15 protein-coding genes are annotated in these 18324 nt (G+C 38.7%); 13 read left to right on the plus strand and 2 right to left on the minus strand.

Annotation, left to right across the window (positions count from 1 at the left end):
- Positions 1-1550 precede the first annotated feature (1550 nt).
- The 13 genes from N836_RS41185 to N836_RS41240 all read left to right on the plus strand — a co-directional run bounded on the left by N836_RS41185 (position 1551) and on the right by N836_RS41240 (position 17289).
- A complete protein-coding gene (locus N836_RS41185) occupies positions 1551-2612 on the plus strand; it encodes a glycosyltransferase family 4 protein (RefSeq protein ID WP_023070345.1) in 1062 nt (353 codons plus the stop codon).
- Positions 2613-2894: 282 nt separating this feature from the next.
- A complete protein-coding gene (locus N836_RS41190; RefSeq protein ID WP_023070346.1) occupies positions 2895-4181 on the plus strand; it encodes a glycosyltransferase family 4 protein in 1287 nt (428 codons plus the stop codon).
- A gap of 188 nt (positions 4182-4369) precedes the next feature.
- Positions 4370-6166, plus strand: a complete 1797-nt coding sequence (locus N836_RS41195) for an ABC transporter ATP-binding protein (protein WP_023070347.1) — start codon at positions 4370-4372, stop codon at positions 6164-6166.
- A gap of 166 nt (positions 6167-6332) precedes the next feature.
- Positions 6333-6863 (plus strand): serine O-acetyltransferase, encoded by a 531-nt coding sequence (locus N836_RS0136780; RefSeq protein WP_051394498.1) that lies wholly within the window; start codon positions 6333-6335, stop codon positions 6861-6863.
- A 49-nt stretch (positions 6864-6912) separates the two neighbouring features.
- Positions 6913-7797 carry a UDP-N-acetylmuramate dehydrogenase gene (gene murB, locus N836_RS41200; protein WP_023070349.1) on the plus strand — a complete coding sequence of 295 codons (885 nt, stop codon included), beginning with the start codon at positions 6913-6915 and terminating at the stop codon, positions 7795-7797.
- Positions 7798-7827: 30 nt separating this feature from the next.
- A complete protein-coding gene (locus N836_RS41205) occupies positions 7828-9084 on the plus strand; it encodes a UDP-N-acetylglucosamine 1-carboxyvinyltransferase (protein ID WP_023070350.1) in 1257 nt (418 codons plus the stop codon).
- A gap of 198 nt (positions 9085-9282) precedes the next feature.
- Positions 9283-10512, plus strand: coding sequence for a hypothetical protein (locus N836_RS41210; RefSeq protein WP_023070351.1), 1230 nt, complete (start codon positions 9283-9285; stop codon positions 10510-10512).
- A 76-nt stretch (positions 10513-10588) separates the two neighbouring features.
- Complete coding sequence (locus N836_RS41215; RefSeq protein ID WP_023070352.1) at positions 10589-11923, plus strand: O-antigen ligase family protein; 1335 nt, start codon at positions 10589-10591, stop codon at positions 11921-11923.
- A complete protein-coding gene (locus tag N836_RS41220) occupies positions 11895-12953 on the plus strand; it encodes a glycosyltransferase family 4 protein (protein ID WP_023070353.1) in 1059 nt (352 codons plus the stop codon). Before N836_RS41215 ends, N836_RS41220 begins: the two co-directional genes overlap by 29 nt.
- Before the next feature lie 24 nt (positions 12954-12977).
- The gene (locus tag N836_RS41225) at positions 12978-13874 is read left to right on the plus strand and encodes a sulfotransferase family protein (protein ID WP_023070354.1); all 897 of its coding nucleotides are present in this window, start codon (positions 12978-12980) and stop codon (positions 13872-13874) included.
- Between the two features lie 83 nt (positions 13875-13957).
- Entirely contained in the window at positions 13958-15082 is a 1125-nt protein-coding gene (locus tag N836_RS41230; RefSeq protein ID WP_023070355.1) for a glycosyltransferase family 4 protein, read from the plus strand.
- A 17-nt stretch (positions 15083-15099) separates the two neighbouring features.
- Positions 15100-16299 carry a glycosyltransferase gene (locus N836_RS41235; RefSeq protein ID WP_023070356.1) on the plus strand — a complete coding sequence of 400 codons (1200 nt, stop codon included), beginning with the start codon at positions 15100-15102 and terminating at the stop codon, positions 16297-16299.
- 111 nt (positions 16300-16410) lie between these two features.
- Positions 16411-17289 carry an FkbM family methyltransferase gene (locus N836_RS41240; RefSeq protein WP_031291284.1) on the plus strand — a complete coding sequence of 293 codons (879 nt, stop codon included), beginning with the start codon at positions 16411-16413 and terminating at the stop codon, positions 17287-17289.
- Positions 17290-17358: 69 nt separating this feature from the next.
- Here the strand turns inward: N836_RS41240 and N836_RS75540 are convergent, their stop codons facing one another.
- Positions 17359-17739, minus strand: coding sequence for a hypothetical protein (locus tag N836_RS75540; protein WP_235071010.1), 381 nt, complete (start codon positions 17737-17739; stop codon positions 17359-17361).
- A 102-nt stretch (positions 17740-17841) separates the two neighbouring features.
- Positions 17842-18249 carry a nucleotidyltransferase family protein gene (locus N836_RS0136785; RefSeq protein WP_023070360.1) on the minus strand — a complete coding sequence of 136 codons (408 nt, stop codon included), beginning with the start codon at positions 18247-18249 and terminating at the stop codon, positions 17842-17844.
- Positions 18250-18324: the final 75 nt, after the last annotated feature.

Below are 18324 nucleotides of genomic sequence, written 5' to 3' on the forward strand. Positions count from 1 at the left end.
AAGTCGGAGAATAGCTCTAGAGTTCGAGCCCACTCTGCGAGAAGAGCAAAGCTCTACATCCCCCCCGCCCCTTCTCCCGCCAGGGGAAGGGGAGCCCGAGTCAAAGTCCCTCGCCCTGGGGGAGAGGGATTTAGGGAGAGGGCAGAGGTTAGAGGTAGTCAGATTTTCCAGCTCTAGGGGATTTTGCCAATCGATGTTGGTTGCGGTTCTCTTTCGGTAAGAAAGAGGGCATTAACAGTATTACGACTGAGCTTTTCGTTATATGCAGTCGTTGTCTAAACGGAGTTTGAAGATCCGAGAGAGTATGGAGAATATTGACTGGCAGATAATGATTGACAAAAATACAGCCTGATATTATTGTTATCCATTCTCCATCAAGTCAACTCCGCACGACAGATTTGATTGGGGCGATAATTCGGTTGAAATTTATCTAACGCTTGGTTTTATTGATTATCTATAAATATTTGGTCGTAAATGGCTGATTGCAAAATTTAGGAGCTGGCTGAGAAGGTTGGCCTCGGCTCCGCTCGGCCCACGATTCGGCCAACGATGTATGGGACGGTTGGCTTCGGTTCGGCTCGGCCAAGGATATATAGGTTAATTGGGATGATCTGCTTGTTGTTTTGGGGTATAACTGAACGCTGCTGTTCTATTTAACGGCTGACCCTCAGGCAATTAGATTGGTGTAGAACGACAATTGACTGTGTGATTCGTTACTGCTGTCCGTGATTATACTGAGTGTCTGTATCCTTTGTATATCAGGGGTTTGCTTGGAAATAGGGTATTCGTTTTATCCGGACAGGGATTATGTTGTCAGTATTTTGAGGGGGACTATCAAGTGGATCTGCCGAATGTTTTATCAAGGCTATTTAACTTGTGACAATAGAAAGCCATGATTTTTTCACTTGTAGTGCTGCTCAGATGGTGGGGAAATAACGATCTTATTTATAGGTGTAAATTATTATTGGCATTGCTAATTCTCGGGATGACTTGCGTTGTGAGATACCGTTGAATAGCAATGAGTTATTATTTCTTTGAACCGTCTGTTTATTTTCTATGTTCAACTATTCCATACTCCCGAGTCTGATGGGTGCTACGAGTAGTTTGTCATAGGCTTTCTGATTGACATCATGCTTTTTTACGGACGGCCTTTGGAAGCTACAAATTTTTGATAATTGTTGGTGCTTGATAATTGTCCACATTAAATCAATGTATCTGCTGTATTTCAGCAAAAGCGGGCTCTACTACAGATGTAATCTCTAACTTATCCAAGCGGAGTTGCATCAAGATTTCTTGAAGGTTGCTGAATCTAGATTTAAACCTGAGAGTCTGCTATTTGCGAATACCAACTAAGTGGGTGAACTCAATCTTCTATAAGATATGAACAAGCTGTTTAACTTTGTAGCTTTTGCCCCCAAACCCTCAATCCTGGGGGCTTTGAGTCTAGCCTCCCCCAGGATTGAGGGACGGAAGGGAGCCTCGATATCTGATAGCTAATTGGGTCAACCTACTTATCTACTGCTCTCTAGATCTATGTTGGCATTAATGTGATGCTTGATTTGTCAGTGTTGTTCTTCGGCTACGGGTTTTATTTTCTTGCCTTTAGTGTTGCGTTTGTTGTTGTTGTTGTTAGTGTACCCATTGTTAGATCTTTAGCGATCCGGTGTAACCATGTAGATTTGCCCAATGATCGCAAAGTGCATCAACGCCCGATGGTGCGCTTGGGTGGCGTTTCTATTTTTCTTGGTATGCTGGCGGCAGCGATCTGTCTTTGGCAGTTAGATGGCTTTAGTCACCTGTTGCCTAATGCTCAAAAAGAGATATTGATCCTTTTATTAGGTGGTAGTGGCTATTTCTTCTTAGGCTTTTTCGATGATTTAAAGGGACTGTCACCTAAGTTTCGTTTGATCTGCCAGCTGGCGATCGCGGCCCTAGTGTGGCAAAACGGCATTCGCATTGACTTTTTCAATGTGCCAGGTATTGGCGTGGTACACCTGGGATTGTTGAGCTTGCCGATCACGTTGTTATGGATTGCTGGGTTAGTCAATGCCATCAACTGGATTGACGGCTTGGATGGCTTAGCCTCAGGTGTCAGTGCAATTTCTGCCCTGATTACTGTGGGTATTTGTTTATTTATTGGAGAACCCTCGGTAGCGCTGTTGGCTATGGGTTTAGTGGGTAGCCTGTGTGGGTTTTTGGTCTATAACTTTAACCCGGCCTGTATCTTTATGGGGGATGGTGGCTCTTACTTTATTGGGTTTATGTTAGCGGTGATTAGCATCGCTGGCCTGGTGAAAGGCGCAACAGCTGTCACGATTCCACTGATTGTATTAGCCGTGCCCATTTTTGACATGACGCTGGTGATTGTTTCACGATTGCTGCAGGGTAAGTCTCCTTTTGTGGCGGACAAAAGTCATTTACATCATCGGCTGCTGAAGGTTGGGTTTTCCCATCGTGGCGCTGTGTTGTTTATTTATGCCCTTAGCCTATGGATTGGCAGCTGGGCGTTTCCCCTGGCTCCGATTCCCAATGGCATTTTGGCCATGGTGATTTCTACGCCGATTCTTGGGATTGCTTCTTGGCGGGCCTGGCGGGTGGCGCAGGTTTCTTAGGGATGCAACTGTTATTCACAAGCCTTCTTGGCTGAGGTCACGTCGAAGCTTGGGTAGGGTGAATTCGCCTATTAAAAGGTCTTTTATATTCAAGCAGCTGCCCAAGTTGTTTCAGGTTGTTCAGGCCCCCAAACTCCCAACCTTGGGGGCTTTGATTCAGTCTCTCCTAGTATTGGGAAAAGATGATCTTCAGACGCTGTAGATCTTTACGATTACCTACTTATCTATTTTTTGGCAACAGTTTTGTTTCATTGCTCTATCGTTTACTAGTGCTCACGCTTTATGGTACCTGGCAACCTATACCAACCTACTAAAACAGTCTCCTATGATGATCAAACTGATGTTCGGTCGACTCAACAAACTGTTAAATTAATCACTCAGTTTTTTGCTCCTGACTATGCCGCTACTGGTCAGCTACTGGATGAGCTAGTGAAACAGCTAGCAAAGCAGGGAATCCCGGTTGAGGTATTTACTGGACAACCGGGGTATGCCTATGGTGAGGCTGAAGCACCCCAGCGGGAAATGAGCCAGAACCTGTATGTGCGTCGTTCGCGGATGACGCGGTTATGGTCTAACCGTGTGCGGGGTAAGGCGTTGAATGGTTTGTTGTTTGTGATCCGGGCATTTTTGCATTTGTTACGCCATGGCTGGCAAAAGGATAAGGTGCTGTTGCTAACGACAGCTCCGCCGTTTTTGCCGGTGATTGGTTATTTAATTAGTCTGTTGTTTAATACGCCTTATGTGGTGATTTTGTACGATCTATATCCAGACATTGCGATAGAACTCAATGTAGTGAAATACAACCATCCGGTTGCTAAGTTTTGGCGGTGGTTAAATCAGCGGGTGTGGCGACGGGCAAAGTCGCTGGTTGTCTTGAGTCCATCGATGAAAGCGCGGGTGGTGGGCCACTGTCCGGATATTGTGGATCGGGTGGAGGTTATCCATAGTTGGGCGGACCCAGACTTGATCAAGCCGATTGAGAAGAAGGATAATTGGTTTGCTCGTGAGCACGGTCTGGTGGATACGTTTACGGTGCTGTATTCGGGGAATATGGGCCGCTGCCATGATATTGATACGATTTTTGAGGCGGCAAAACTATTACGGAATGAGCCAATTAAGTTTGTATGTATTGGGGGCGGGGCAAAGCGTAAGACACTGATTGAGGATGTAAAGGCGGAGGGTTTGGAGAAAAACTTTTTGTTTTTGCCTTATCAGGATAAGAAGGATATTCCATATTCGATGACGGCTTGTGATGTGTCGTTGGTTAGTGTGAGTAAGGGGATGGAGAGTTTAGTGGCTCCGAGTAAGTTGTATCCGGCCTTATCATCACAACGGCCCATAGCTATCATTGGACCTCAAGGAAATTATATAGAGGAGTTAGTGAATGTAACTGCTTGTGGAAAAGCCTTTTCAAATGGGGATATTAGAGGGTTGGCGAAATTTCTCAAGACGCTACATAATGATGCAAATTTAGCAAAGACTATGGGGGCAAGGGGACGAGAGCACCTGATCCAAAACTACACACCCTATTTAGTTGCTCGTAACTATGTGGACATTATGCATCAGTAAAGCGAGTTTAGGACATTAAAAGCATTATAGTTAATGCTTTTAATGTATAAGAATAGGCTATTGGTATAACCGATAGGGAAAAGCTGTGAATCAGTTATTCGATAGTTTGTCTACTAATATACTTAGAGGTTAACTAGGGTATTTTCGCAAGTCAGAATGAGTCAATAATTTAGCTGTACGTAGATAAAATGTCTGCAAAAAATAATAACCATAATTTGCTCTTTGAGCTCAAACAACTCTTGGAGTATGTTAATCAAAAGAGAAAAAGACAGTTGCTTTTTCTTCTACTCATTATGATTTTTTCATCTCTGAGTGAAGTTGTCAGCCTAGGTTCTGTGCTTCCTTTCTTAGGAGCTTTGGGAAATGCTGATAAGCTACTTGAGAATAAATACTTGCTCCCATGGTTTGAAATATTTAGTATTCAAACTCCAAGTCAATTAATTTCGGTACTCGCTGCTGTCTTCATCTTTGCAGTCATAACAGCTAATGCTCTGCGAATTTTAACAATAAATATTCAAACTCATTTGGCAGCTAGCATATCTAGTGATCTGAGTTGTCAGCTCTATAAGAAGACTATCTTACAACCATATAGCTTTCATGTATCACATAACAGCAGTCAACTTGTGAATGTGGTAACGGTAGATAGTCGTGCACTAACTACTGTTTTAGTAGCTTTATTGAGCATTGTTACTAACAGTTTCGTCATTGTCGCTCTTATCATCGGATTATGTTTGATTGATGCGCGGATTGCTCTGGCTGCTGCTGTCTTGCTGGGGGGAGCTTACATTACCATTTATCGTGTACGCCGTAAACTTTTGGCGTATAACAGTCAAACACTTGTCCAGTGTAGTCAACAACAAATAAAGACTGTACAAGAAAGTTTGGGTGGCATTCGAGATGTTTTGCTTGGAGACATACATAGCCATTATCAATCTACTTATCAGCAAGCGGATACAAAATTTCGCCATGCTGCAGCTTCAAATAAAGTGATAGGGTTGACTCCACGGTATGTCATAGAGTGTATAGCTATGACTGCAATTGGTCTCTTCGCTTTACTACTGAGTAGAGATGGGGACTTCAGTAGCACTTTACCTGTATTAGGCAGCTTAGCCCTTGGAGCCAATCGGTTGTTGCCAGCGTTACAGCATTCCTTTTCGGCGTTGGCCTCAATTCAGGGTTCACGCGAATCTCTTCGAAGAGTAATACAAGGCTTAGAGCGAAGTGTTGAAACATTTTCTAGAAAGGATTCTTTTTTTAATTTAGAATTTGAAGAAGGTATCCATCTAAAGAATATCTGGTTTCGTTATGGTACTGAAAAAGAAGACTGGATTTTACGTGACCTCAATCTATATATACCTGCAAGGAGCACAGTTGGCTTTATTGGGAGTACAGGCAGTGGGAAAAGTACAACTATTGATTTAATTCTTGGTCTACTTCAACCACAAAAAGGTTCAATTCTAATTGACGATAAACCTTTAACAGATAAAAACTTACGTCAGTGGCAAAAAAATGTTGCTCACGTACCGCAGAGTATTTTCCTGAGTGATGCAACAATTGCAGAAAATATTGCATTTGGCATTCGAAAAGATTCTATTGACTTTGAGCGCGTTCACATGGCTGCTCAATTAGCAAAGATAGATGAATTTATACGGGAGCTTCCAGCTAAGTATGAGACATATGTGGGTGAAAGAGGAGTACGTCTTTCGGGCGGACAAAGGCAACGCATTGGTATTGCAAGAGCATTATATCAACAGGCTTCTGTCATAGTTTTTGATGAAGCAACTAGTGCTTTAGATAATGAGATGGAAAAAGAAGTTATGGAGGCAATTAACGGGTTGAGTCATAAGTATACGGTGATTATGATTGCCCATAGATTGACTACAGTTTCAGCATGTGACTGTGTATTTTCCTTAGAGAAAGGAAGAATTGTAGCGCAAGGTAAACTTCAGAATTTGTTAGACGAAGCCTCTGTTTCTAAAACATAAACATTTAAACTTCTAAATAGATGAAGAGCTTAATACTCACATTTAAGAGATATAGAGAACCTGACTAGGATTTTTCAATCATTTATAAAAGTTTTTATAAACTGTAAAGCTCTAAACTAGGTAATCAGCTAATGAGTGGATCATGCAATCAACTCTTAGGAACTCTATGACGCAATTTGAGAAATACACTTTTTCTGGTCTATTCTCCGATATCAGGTCTGATCTCCAAAGAAATTCTAAATCTTTTCATGAGTCATTATTTCGATTGCTTTTTAATCCCTCAATAAGAGTCTTACTTTACTATCGATTATCTCACTGGTTATATAAGAAAAAATTTCATAAATCGTCTTACATTATTAATTCTTGGCAAAATAAGTATGGCTGCTATATCTCTCGAAAATCTGAGCTTGGGAAACATGTCCGTCTCGTTCATCCTATTGGCATAGTAATTGGAGATGGCGTTGTTATTGAAGATGATGTAGCTATATGGCAAAATTGCACTTTGGGCAGTCATGGAAAAGATAATACTTCTCAATCTTATCCATATGTAGAAAGTGGTGTTCGAATATATGCAGGAGCTGTAGTTGTGGGTGGTGTCAGGATTGGTAAGAATTCTGTGATTGGAGCCAACAGTGTAGTTTTAAGTGACGTACCTGAAAACTCTCTAGCTGTAGGAGTTCCTTACAAAAGAAAGTGAAAATCTGAGAGGCTAGAAAGCTGTTCCAAAAATATTTAACTCGTGAGCAATGCGTATTCCATCTTTTGTTAAAGAAAATGTTTTGCTGGCTCCGCACACATCGTGGAATGTTGGTGGGCCAGCTAGATGGTTAGCAGAACCTACTATAAATGAAGTTAGAGAATTAGTTCTTTGGGCATCGAACTATAGTATTCCAACTTACTTTATGGGTAGAGGTTCTAATGTTTTAGTTAATGATAGCGGTTTGAATGGCTTAGTTATTTTGACCTCTAAATCAATGACAGAATTACGTCGTGAAGGAGACATTGTTGTTGCAGATAGTGGAGTGTCACTGCCTAAATTATCTCAGTTTGCCGCACGTGAAGGTTTTAAGGGCTTTGAATTTCTTATCGGAATACCTGGCACGGTTGGTGGGGCAATAGTTATGAATGCAGGTTTAACAGTCTTTAAACCAAGAGAAATGACATCTATTGTCAAAGATTTTGATGTCCTGAATCCAGATGGAAATATCGAGACTTTAACTATGGCGGATGTTAAAGCAGGATATCGTTATACAGACTTACTAAATCGTCAATCTCTAGTTTTACGCGCGCGTTTTCGCTTAGAAGAAGAAGAGGAACCCAGTAAAATACGGCGAGTAACATTGGAGCATCTTAATGAGCGTAAACGTAAACAACCTTTAAAACTTCCAACAGCTGGGAGTACATTTAAGTCACCACCCGGCAACAAAAGTGCTGGTTGGTATATTGAGCAAGCTAAGCTTAAAGGAACTCAAATCGGAGATGTAAGAGTTAGTTTGTTACATGCTAATTGGATTGAGAACTTGGGCAAGGGTTCTTCGGAGGATGTTTGTAAGCTGATTGATTATATTCAAAAGACTGTTGAATCCCGTATGGGAGTCGAGTTAGAACCCGAGATCTGTTATCTGGATTAGTAAATCTATCAGGAAATTATTGAAAACGTTATGGAAAAACTTACTGTTTATCCTTCATCTCTGAACGGCCAGGTAAGAATTAGTGGAGCTAAAAACTCTGCTCTAAGGCTTTTGGCTGCATCTTTGTTAACTTCTGGCACTATCCGCCTACAAAATTACCCAAGTACTTTACTTGATGCTGTACTACATGTGAGGATGTTGGAGGCTCTCGGTAAAAAATGCCGTCTTCTTGACAAGAATACTATTGACATAAGTGAAGAGCAAGTACCTTCTTCTGAATTAGTATGGTCTGAGCGCTCAATTCGCAATACTTTGCTAATTCTTGGAGCGTTAGTTGCTAGAACAGGCAAGGGAAAAGTTCCTTTACCTGGAGGGTGTAAACTTGGTAATCGGAAATATGACCTACACATAATGCTTTTGAAAGCTCTTGGTGCTGATGTATGGGAGGAACAAGGATATATCTGCGCTGAAGCAAAAGTAAGTCAACAGCTGATAGGTACAGATATTTATCTACCGCTCCGTTCTACAGGAGCAACAGAAAATAGTATCATTGCAGCCTGCTTGGCAAAAGGTGTGACTCGCGTATGGGGGCCTCATATACGTCCAGAGATTTTAGACCTCGTTAATTTTCTAAATTCTATTGGTGCAAAGATAACAGTTTATGGTCAAGAAAGTATTGTTGTTGAGGGTGTCACTGAACTTGGCCAAACTACACATAGGGTCATTCCTGATAACGTCGAAGCGCTTACTTGGTTAATTGGTGCAGCTATTACAGATGGGGATATTGAGATAGCAGATTTTCCTTTTGAGCACTTAGAAATTCCACTTATCCATCTTCGTGAAAGTGGTGTTCGTTTTTACAGAATGGAAAATCATCTAATTGTTCGAGGTTCAACCTGCTATCCAATTGATATCAGTACTGGTCCATACCCAGGGATTAATTCTGATATGCAACCACTCTTTGCTGTTCTAGGTGCAGTTGCGAAAGGAGAAAGTCGAATTGTAGATTTAAGATTTCCCGGTCGTTATGCTTATGCAGAAGAGCTATCGAAAATGGGAATGAAATATAAAGTAAGTAATAACCTGCTTATGATTGATGGAGGTCATCTTCTTAAAGGAGGAGAAACTGTTCAAGCTCTTGATTTAAGGGCTGGTGCAGCTTTACTCATAGGGGGCTGTGTGTCTAAGGAATGTATAACGATTGAGAACGCGTGGCAAATTTCTAGAGGCTATGATCGGCTACAAGAAAAATTATCTCAGTTAGGAGTAAAGTTCTCAGCGGTCTGAATTTTAATCTTTAGAGATCAAATTACTAGCAAAGCTTTGAGCTTACTAATCTTTACGTAAAGGTTAAAATCTTAACTCATAAAAAGGCTCGTTGAAAATAAATTTTAAGGCATCCTGACATAGCTCTTAGCTTGTATGAGGTGATTTTAAGTATAAGAATAATTGTAGTTGGTATCTAATTCAAATATTACCTGTCATATGAAAATTGTTCAACTTATTGGAAATTTTAGAAGTAATACCGGAAAGGGAGGGCATTACTATTCATGCTTATCTATCGCTGAAGAGCTGTCGAAAAATCACAAAGTGAGAATAGTCTCTGTAGGCAAAGAACAACCATCTATTTATAAAGGAAATCAGCTATGCTTTCATCAATTTGGTGAGGTAGAGAATCTAGATTCAATTGTTGAAAAACTACATTCACAGCTGCAAGAAATAGTTCCTGATATTTTGCATGCATATGATCCAAAGTCAGGCTACATAGCTAGCCATTTAAATCATAAATATGGCTATCCTTACATAGTTACCAAACCAGGTGGAGCATGCCTACCTCCTTCAGTTCCTCTGTATCCGGCAATGATAGCTTTTCATCGTGAAGATCTAGACGATTTCTCAAAGCGTTTAGATTATCCAAAGAAAGTTTGGATGTTGCCTCATAGAGCTAAGCCTTTAACTAGAAGGTTGTTAAATAGGGAAAGTGTTTTTCAGAATGTAGCCAAAAACTGTTTACGAGTCTTGAGGATTGGTTCAATAACAGCAAGATATGAAGGCGCTCTGCTACAAGCTATAAATATTACCCAGCTTTTGAATAGTAGAGGGCTTTCTAGTAGTCTTGCTATCGTCGGATATGTGGAGTCTGAGGCTGTACTGAATCGTTTAAGGAATGTAGCTGGACAAGAAACTAGTTTTTACATATCCGAGGATGCGACTATCTCTGCATCAGATTATATTCTTGATGCAGATGTAGTTGTAGGAACTGGGAGATCAGTTGTCGACGGCTTATCTGCACGAAAAATTATTTTAGTTCCAGTTAAAGGATCCAAGTATCCTGCATTACTCAATGAAGCAAAATTTAGTCACTTTTTTGACAAAAATTTTTCTCTAAGAGCAGAGAAGAGTAGCTTTATTTCTCCAGATAAACAGACTGAAGAGATTATCACCACTTTGAGTCAAACAGCTAAAAAGGAAATCTTAGAAGAGTGGTGTTGGAAAATATTTACAGAGAATTTTGATGTCAAAGAAGGAGTGATCAAACTTTTAGATATCTATCATGAAATAAGTTTAAACAAAAATATAGTTGGTGTAGAGCAGCTTGAAAAGCTTGATCGTTTTTACAGGAGAAGGAATTTTGAGGAAAAATATGTTGTAGGAATTAAGAAGAAGATCAAGCATATTCTGTCGTATTCAAGACTTGATTCTTTATTTCTCTAAAGTTTCTTTAGTTTTTTATGACTGGCATGATGAGAAGCAATGACATTTAAAGGATTTTATTCCTGGGGTGTTTTATATGATTGATACGATTGCAGGCCTAGTAATTGTTTTAAACTCGACCTATTTTTTCATTTTTGCATCTCCTTTAATAGGTATACCAGTTGCCTTGGCAACTCAAGCATTGCTTGCTGCTAATTTCCTTTATATTTATCTACAAAAAAAACAATTACTGATACTCTTGCGTAAGAAAATTGTTATTGGCTGGGTTATTACTCTAGGTGTATGGCCTTTGCTAACAAGCTTATACTCTGCGTCTGCTAGTCCAAGAAATATAGGGCTAGCCCTATATTTCTGCTCACTATTTTTACTTGCGCTAATATACACTACCGTGAATGGCTGGAGAAAGTTTCATGCTCTTATTCTTTGGAGTGTTGTATTGTCAGCAATAGGACTTATTCTAAGCTTGATCTTTCCGGAAACATTTACTGCAGCAGGATTAGCTTCTGGAGCACGTTCATACTATAGAGGACGAGCCTTCGGTTTCTTCATGCAGCCTAATAGAGCTGCTGCTAATATAGCTTTTTTATGTATTATTTGGCTTTCAGGTAGTCAATTTAGTAATATTTTTAAGGTTTTTACTAAAGTTTTACTCTGGATGTTGTTGATTTTAGTGACAGCATCTAGAGGAGGGTTGGTAACATCAATTGCAGCTATTCTTTTGATATTTCTAGATTTTTCTTTATATAAGTGGAATGGTAAAAAATATCTGTATGTTATAGGAAAAACCAAGAAAAAAATATCTGAATGGCAACGAAAATCATTTCTAAATTTTAAGAAAAACATTTTCATTTATTTATTATTTCTAGCATGCTCTGTTCTTGTCTTTCAGCACTTATCTCCCAATCTATTTGGTGACATCGAAATCAGAGAGTTCGAGAGCGTTATATCTAGAACAACAGACTTTTTTGCGCTTGATTCGTTGGACGAAGTTCAGTCAATTGATTCAGCGCAGGTTAGATTAAGAGCTCAGAAACAATTTATCCACAGAATTTATGAGCACCCTCTTATTGGTCGAGGATTGGGTTCAAGTGTCCATGATGTTGAGAAGGGGGTACTGTTTCTTAGTAGCCACAATGCTTATCTGTCTGCTTTATATGACTATGGTGTACTTTATCTGATTGTATACATATACACGTGTATATATCTGTATAGAACCAGTCAAAAATCAAAGTTACAGTACTACTTAGGCAACAGAATAATCTTGCAGTTTTTATTGTGTGCGGCTGTCACATCATTTTTTAACAATCAAGTTCATGATTCTAGAGCTTATTTTGCGATTTTAGGAGGACTAACCTCCTTAGCCTTAAACCCTGAGATATTGTATGTCAAATCAAATCAACGACACGGATAATTCTATCAGTCAATTGAGTATGCAAGTGCAGAAGATAATTGGTTTCCCAAGACAACCTGGAGACATTGGTGGACCTAGTAGTTTTCAGAGTCGTTTAGAACGTAAGCTAATTGAAACTGGTTGTAAGGTTACATACCCTAAAGATAATATCCACCCTGATGTCATTTTAGTAGTTAATTCGACTTCAAAAATCTTATGGGTTTTACTCTCAAAACTACGTGGTTCTAGAATTGTACATAGACTAGATGGACTGTTCTGGAGATCTGAAGCTCTGGATAATGTCTCGCTGTCGATAAAGTTGAAGCATAAGGTTTTAGACTTATTTAAGTTCTTTATTCGTAACTTTTTGGCTGACGAAGTTGTCTATCAAAGTGAATTTATCAAAGATTGGTGGCATAAGAAGTACGGAAAAGCATCTTGTAGAGAAAACATTATTTATAATGGTGCTGACTTAGAGGAATTCTATCCTAGAGAAAAAGATACGACTTCGCTACCTCGAATTTTATGTGTTGAAGGGTATGTACAAGATGACATAGTTACCTTAAAAACTCTCACAGAAGCATCAACGAAGCTGGCTAGTTCAAAACTGATAGAAGAAACCTGGGTTTGTGGTGAGATTTCTCAAGATAGTCAAAAGTACATAAGTAGGTTTAGTGAGATTTCAATTAGAGGTAAAGTTCCTAGAGACGAAATGTCTAAATGCTTTTCCATATATGGAATTTATCTTGTTCTTGAAATTAATCCACCTTGCCCAAATTCGGTAATTGAAGCACTTGCATCAGGTATGCCTGTAGTTGGCTTCGATACTGGGGCGCTTAGAGAGTTAGTACCACCAAATGCTGGAGTTCTAGTTCCATATGACGGGAATCCGTGGAAACTGGAGGAACCAAATTTTGAGCTTATTTCAGAAGCCATAGCTCAAGTTTTGACTGACTGGCATGCTTTTAGTAAAGGTGCCAGAGAGACTGCCGAACAAAAATTTTCATTAGATACGATGTTTTTGAAATACCGAAAACTTTTGGGAGTTTAATGTAATTATTGATGGAATCAACAAATGGCTTTACCTGATTTTGTGGTGATTGGCGCTCAAAAGTCTGCCTCAACTTTCATACAGTTTTGTTTGGCAGATCATCCTCAAATATTTATGCCTTACGGCGAAACATCCTTCTTTGAATCAATAGATTATCCAAGCAAATATCAAGAGTCACTGGAAGTGATTTTTCAAAATAGGAAAGAAAAGATATTAGGTATCAAGAGGCCTGATTATTTAACAAATCCAAAAGTACCTCGAAGAATTAACAGTTTAATACCTAATGCTAAATTGATAGCTATTTTACGAAATCCGGTAGATCGCTTCGTATCTGCATACTATCATTATATGCGGTATGGATTTATTCCAATTGAAGAACCAGAAATTGGAATTAAAAAAATACTTGACAATCAATATCAGTGTTCGTACAAGAGAGCTCAAGAAATCATTGACTATGGCTTTTACTATAAGGGCCTCCAAGGGTACTTGGATATCTTTGAAGAGAGCCATATTCTTATCATTTTACACGAAGATATTATTGCGAATAAGCATGATGTAACTAAGATTATATATAAATATCTTGATGTTCATGAGGAATATGTACCATCTTCTATTGGACACAGACCTATGTCTGTTGTATATAACCTTTCTCGGCTTAAATTCTTGAGAGCTGGTAACTCGCTTGTTTATCAATATAATGATGAAAAGACTCGCCTGTGGAAAAGAAAAAACATCCTAGCTAGCGCTATTTCTTACACCTTAAAAAGTTTTGATTCGGTTATCTTATCAAAAGTCTTTGCGAGCGAAAAACCATCTCTATCAAAAATAATTAGGAGTGAGCTTATAGATCTTTATAAAGATGATATCCAAGCACTGCAAAAACTAATTAATCGAGACTTAAGTAGTTGGATGAAAATATGATCATTGACTGCTTGAAAAATTAGTGGAATTTATGACCACAAAGCTTTAGGTTTAATGCTTACTAGTGATTTTAGACTAGCCTAATGAAAAGAATCGCATTACTCTTTGAAAACTATGGTCCTTACCATATGGCCAGGTTAGCGGCTTTAGAAAAGCTCTACTCTGGCACAGACTTTGAAGTTATCCCTATGGAGATAGGCCGATTTCAAAAGAAGTATGCTTGGGAAGTTGGTACTGAAGAGATACCTCAAAACCTAGTCTCAGTTATAGAAGATGATTCTATTGAAGAATCATCTTTTCTTAAAGTTATTTCAAAGTTGTTCAGTAAGTTGAATGATATTAATCCAGATACTATTGCCATTGCAGGTTATGCTGAACTACCCATGCTTGCATCTTTGTTGTGGGCTACTTTATTTCGGAAACACACTATACTTATGTCTGCTTCTAAAGCAGATGATAGTAAACGTATATTCATAACTGAACTCATTAAAAAAGCGATCTTAAGGTTATTTAGGACTGCGTTAGTTGGCGGTCAACCTCAAAAACGTTATCTTTTAGCTCTTGGTAAATCTGCTGAAAGTATTTTTACTGGTTACAACGTTGTAGGTAATGATAACTTTCATCCTAAGGTGCTTTCGAAGTTTTCTTCACCTATAGAGCAGCCATTTTTTCTTACGATTAACCGCTTTATTGCTAAAAAAAACTTACATACGTTAATTGATGCCTATGCTAAATATCGACAGATTTGTAGACACTGTCCTTACGAATTAGTTTTGTCCGGCGATGGTGAACTTTATCATGCACTTGAGAAACAAGTAGAATCTCTAAACTTAAAATCTGTTGTGCATTTTACTGGATTTCTTCAACAGAAAGAACTTCTGCCATATTTAGCTCATGCTTCCTGTTTCATACATGCTAGTGCTCAAGAGCAGTGGGGCCTTGTTGTGAATGAAGCTATGGCTGCTGGACTACCTGTTATTGTTTCAAACCGTTGCGGCTGTTTCGAAGATCTTGTTATTGAAGGCGTGAATGGTTTTGGCTTTGACCCCAATAGTCAAGATCAGCTTACTGACATCATGCTGAAAGTTAGTTCTAGTGATGTAGATCTAGATGAGATGGGTGAAGCTGCTTTATCTCATATTCAACAATTCTCTCCAGCTCGTTTTGCACAAGGCTTTAATGAAGCTTTGGAATATATGAATATCTAATTACTACATGATTAGTTATGAATGTTTTGCTAGTTGCCCCATATCTAGGTCTTACTTATGGAGGTACTTCAAAAGTTGTATTAGAGTTAGCAAAATCTATTAATTCCGTATCTTCTTCCATTAATGTTGATGTGGTATCCACCAATGCTAATGGAGATAATTTTCTTAATGTAGAGCTTGGAGTATGGATTGAGAAAGAGAACTATCGTATTCAATATTTTCCAACTTGGTATCGTAACGATTTAATTGTCAGTCTTCCGCTTGCTAAATGGCTTCTTAAGTCAATTAAAAGGTATGACATGATTCATACTCATACTATTTTTGCACCGATAATCTCTTTTACAACTATGGTTTGTAATTTATATAACAAACCATATATCATCACACCTCATGGCATGCTTGATCCATGGGCCTTATCCTATAAAGCTCAAAAAAAGACTATTTATTATTCAATCGCTGAGAAAAAATTGCTCCAAAATGCTGATGCAATTCATGTTTTAGCAAGATCCGAAGCAATGCAAATTAAAAAATTAGGCTATCCGCAAGGATGTTTAATACCAAACGGTATACCTAATTCATTTTTTAATCAAACTTTTGATGAAAAAATATTTTATCAAAAGTTTCCTGAATTATATTCAAAAAAACTTATTTTATTTCTTAGTCGTATTGATCCTAAAAAAGGTTTAGATATACTTGCTTCAGCATTTTCGAAAGTCAATGCATCTTTTCCAAATACACATTTGGTCTTGGCTGGGCCAGACAGTATCAACTATAAGCTTACTGTTGAAAAATATTTTTCTGATGCTGGTTGCTTAGAGTCTGTAACTTTTACTGGTATGCTCTCCGGCTCATTAAAATATTCTGCGCTAGCTGCCGCTGATTTTTATGTTTTGCCTTCTTATTCTGAGGGTTTTAGCATGTCTGTCTTAGAAGGGATGGCATCTGGATTACCATGCATCATTAGCGAAAATTGTAATTTTCCGGAAGCTAAGAAAGCAAATGCAGCTCATATTGTTAAGCCAGATTCAGAATCTGTAGCGCAAGGGCTATTGCAATATTTGCGTGAGCCTCAAAAAGCGCAACAAATGGGAGATTTAGCTAAGCAATTCATTTTTCAGAATTATACATGGGAAAAATCAGCTAAGAAGTTAATTCAACTATACCATTCAATTTTAGAGGACAGAGAACTGAAAAAAAAGAGGATTTTTAGCTCATAATTTGATGTCGATTAACTATTTATTATGTCGAAAATATTTTGTATAATAAATCTTTTTTCAGAAAAATAAGAATAAGTCTAGCCTCCTAAAAATTACTTGCCATATACTATTATGTCTAACTTCTTAGCTGCTAATACTTTCAAGTATATTTGGATGCATCCGAACTCTGAAAATAGGAGAGTAAAAGGGATCTTAAAGTTTTTGGGTTGGCAATTTTATAAGCGAATCTTTAAGAAGCCTGTTGATATTGAAATTATTCCAAAATTTAAAATCCGTTGCTATCCTAATGGTTATTCTGCAGCTTCTGTACTCTACTGTGGGCTCTATGATTATAATGAGATGAATTTCTTACTGCGATATTTGCGACCAGAAGATTCTTTCTTGGATATTGGGGCTAATGTTGGTATCTACTCCATTTTAGCGGCATCTAGAATTAGCCTTGGAAAGGTGTTTAGTTTTGAGCCTCTTCCAAAAAATATCGATAGACTAAAGGAAAATTGTAAGTTAAACAAATTTGATCACATTGAGATTCACTCGGTAGCTATTTCAGATATTCAAGGTGAAATAGCATTAAATTTGGCGGAAGGCGACTCTATGCCTTTTATCACTTCAAGTCCAGAAGAGAATTCGATAACTGTTCCTACTGATACGTTGGATAATATTTTTAGAGGTAGAGAATTAAAGCAACTGACCTTGGCTAAGATTGATATTGAAGGGGCTGAATTCTTGGCCTTTAAAGGTGCAAGGTCTTTGTTGGAGAAACATCTTCCATATGTTTGGATTCTAGAGATTAATAACACTATCAAGAATTTCAACCATACAGAAGAGGACGTTGTCAGTTTATTGAATAGCTTTGGTTATCATCTTTATGATTATGATGCAGCTCATAATTGTTTGAAACCAATTGGATTAAAGCAGCAACAAGGGAAGAATGCCCTAGCGATTGCTGATAGCCATCTTGACTTTGTTCGAGAACGTTTGGCAAAGTGAAGAATGGTTAATAAACGCTTATGAGCAAAAGCATTTAGTTATTATGATGTCTTGACTTCAACGTAGCCTCTATGGCGCGCTCGCACTTACAACCACCAGCCTCCTGGTTGTCCTATCTCCTAGCCTGGAGTCATTGTGGCGCTCGGTAGTGGTAGCATCTAAGTTCTTTTGGAAAAACACCTGATCACTATTTTCCAGATAATCTCTCACCTGTTCAACAAACTCAACAGCAGCCTCTAACGCCTGCGTTGCCAGTTCCTCAGTCAAAACAACGGCAGCTTCATAATCGCCTAGCTGACGCAAACCATAGGTCCTTTGCAGATTTTGAGCCATGCTAACAGGCAAATCACCTGCCTGGACAAAACTTTGACTAAACTGTTGAAGAACGCCTTTATGGGTACGGCTTCCTATATCCCTGATGGTCCGCCCGTGTAGTATAGTACATTGCATAGTATGCACGGGATATACAAGCACGGTAGTATGTGTTCTGTAACAGAAGCTGTGAAGCGATTAACTCCTCCTCTGCCAGATCTAGAAACTGAGCAGCCTCACTCATATAACAATGCCATCCTGGCGAATATTTCTCAATAATGGAGAATCACGATATAAGAAATCATTGATTGATACAGGAAGCACCGAAATCAACTCATCATATTTTAGTAACAGCTCGATTTCAGCATCACCCAGCCGCCAAATCTCATCACCACTGGAAACATCAATACCCTTGAGAACGATCAAGACATCTACATCAGAGTCTTGCGTTTCCTCATGACGGGCAAACGAACCAAAAAGCACTAACTTTGCTAAGCGCTTTCCATACAATTTTTTTAGCAATTGCTTGAACTCACCCAATAGTTGCTTAATTTTGGGGTTAAGGAAATCAACCTCCTCAATGGTGGGAAGGTCGTCTAACTTAAAACCTGGAGTCAAGCCCGTGTGCTGATAATCTGGAGCGACCATAATTCCAGCCTAGGTAAAGTTTAGATAGTAAAGTATAGAGACTGGAATTGAATTTTCGTAAGCGTCCCATATATC

It is taken from the genome of Leptolyngbya sp. Heron Island J (assembly GCF_000482245.1).
Lineage (GTDB): Bacteria > Cyanobacteriota > Cyanobacteriia > Phormidesmidales > Phormidesmidaceae > Leptothoe.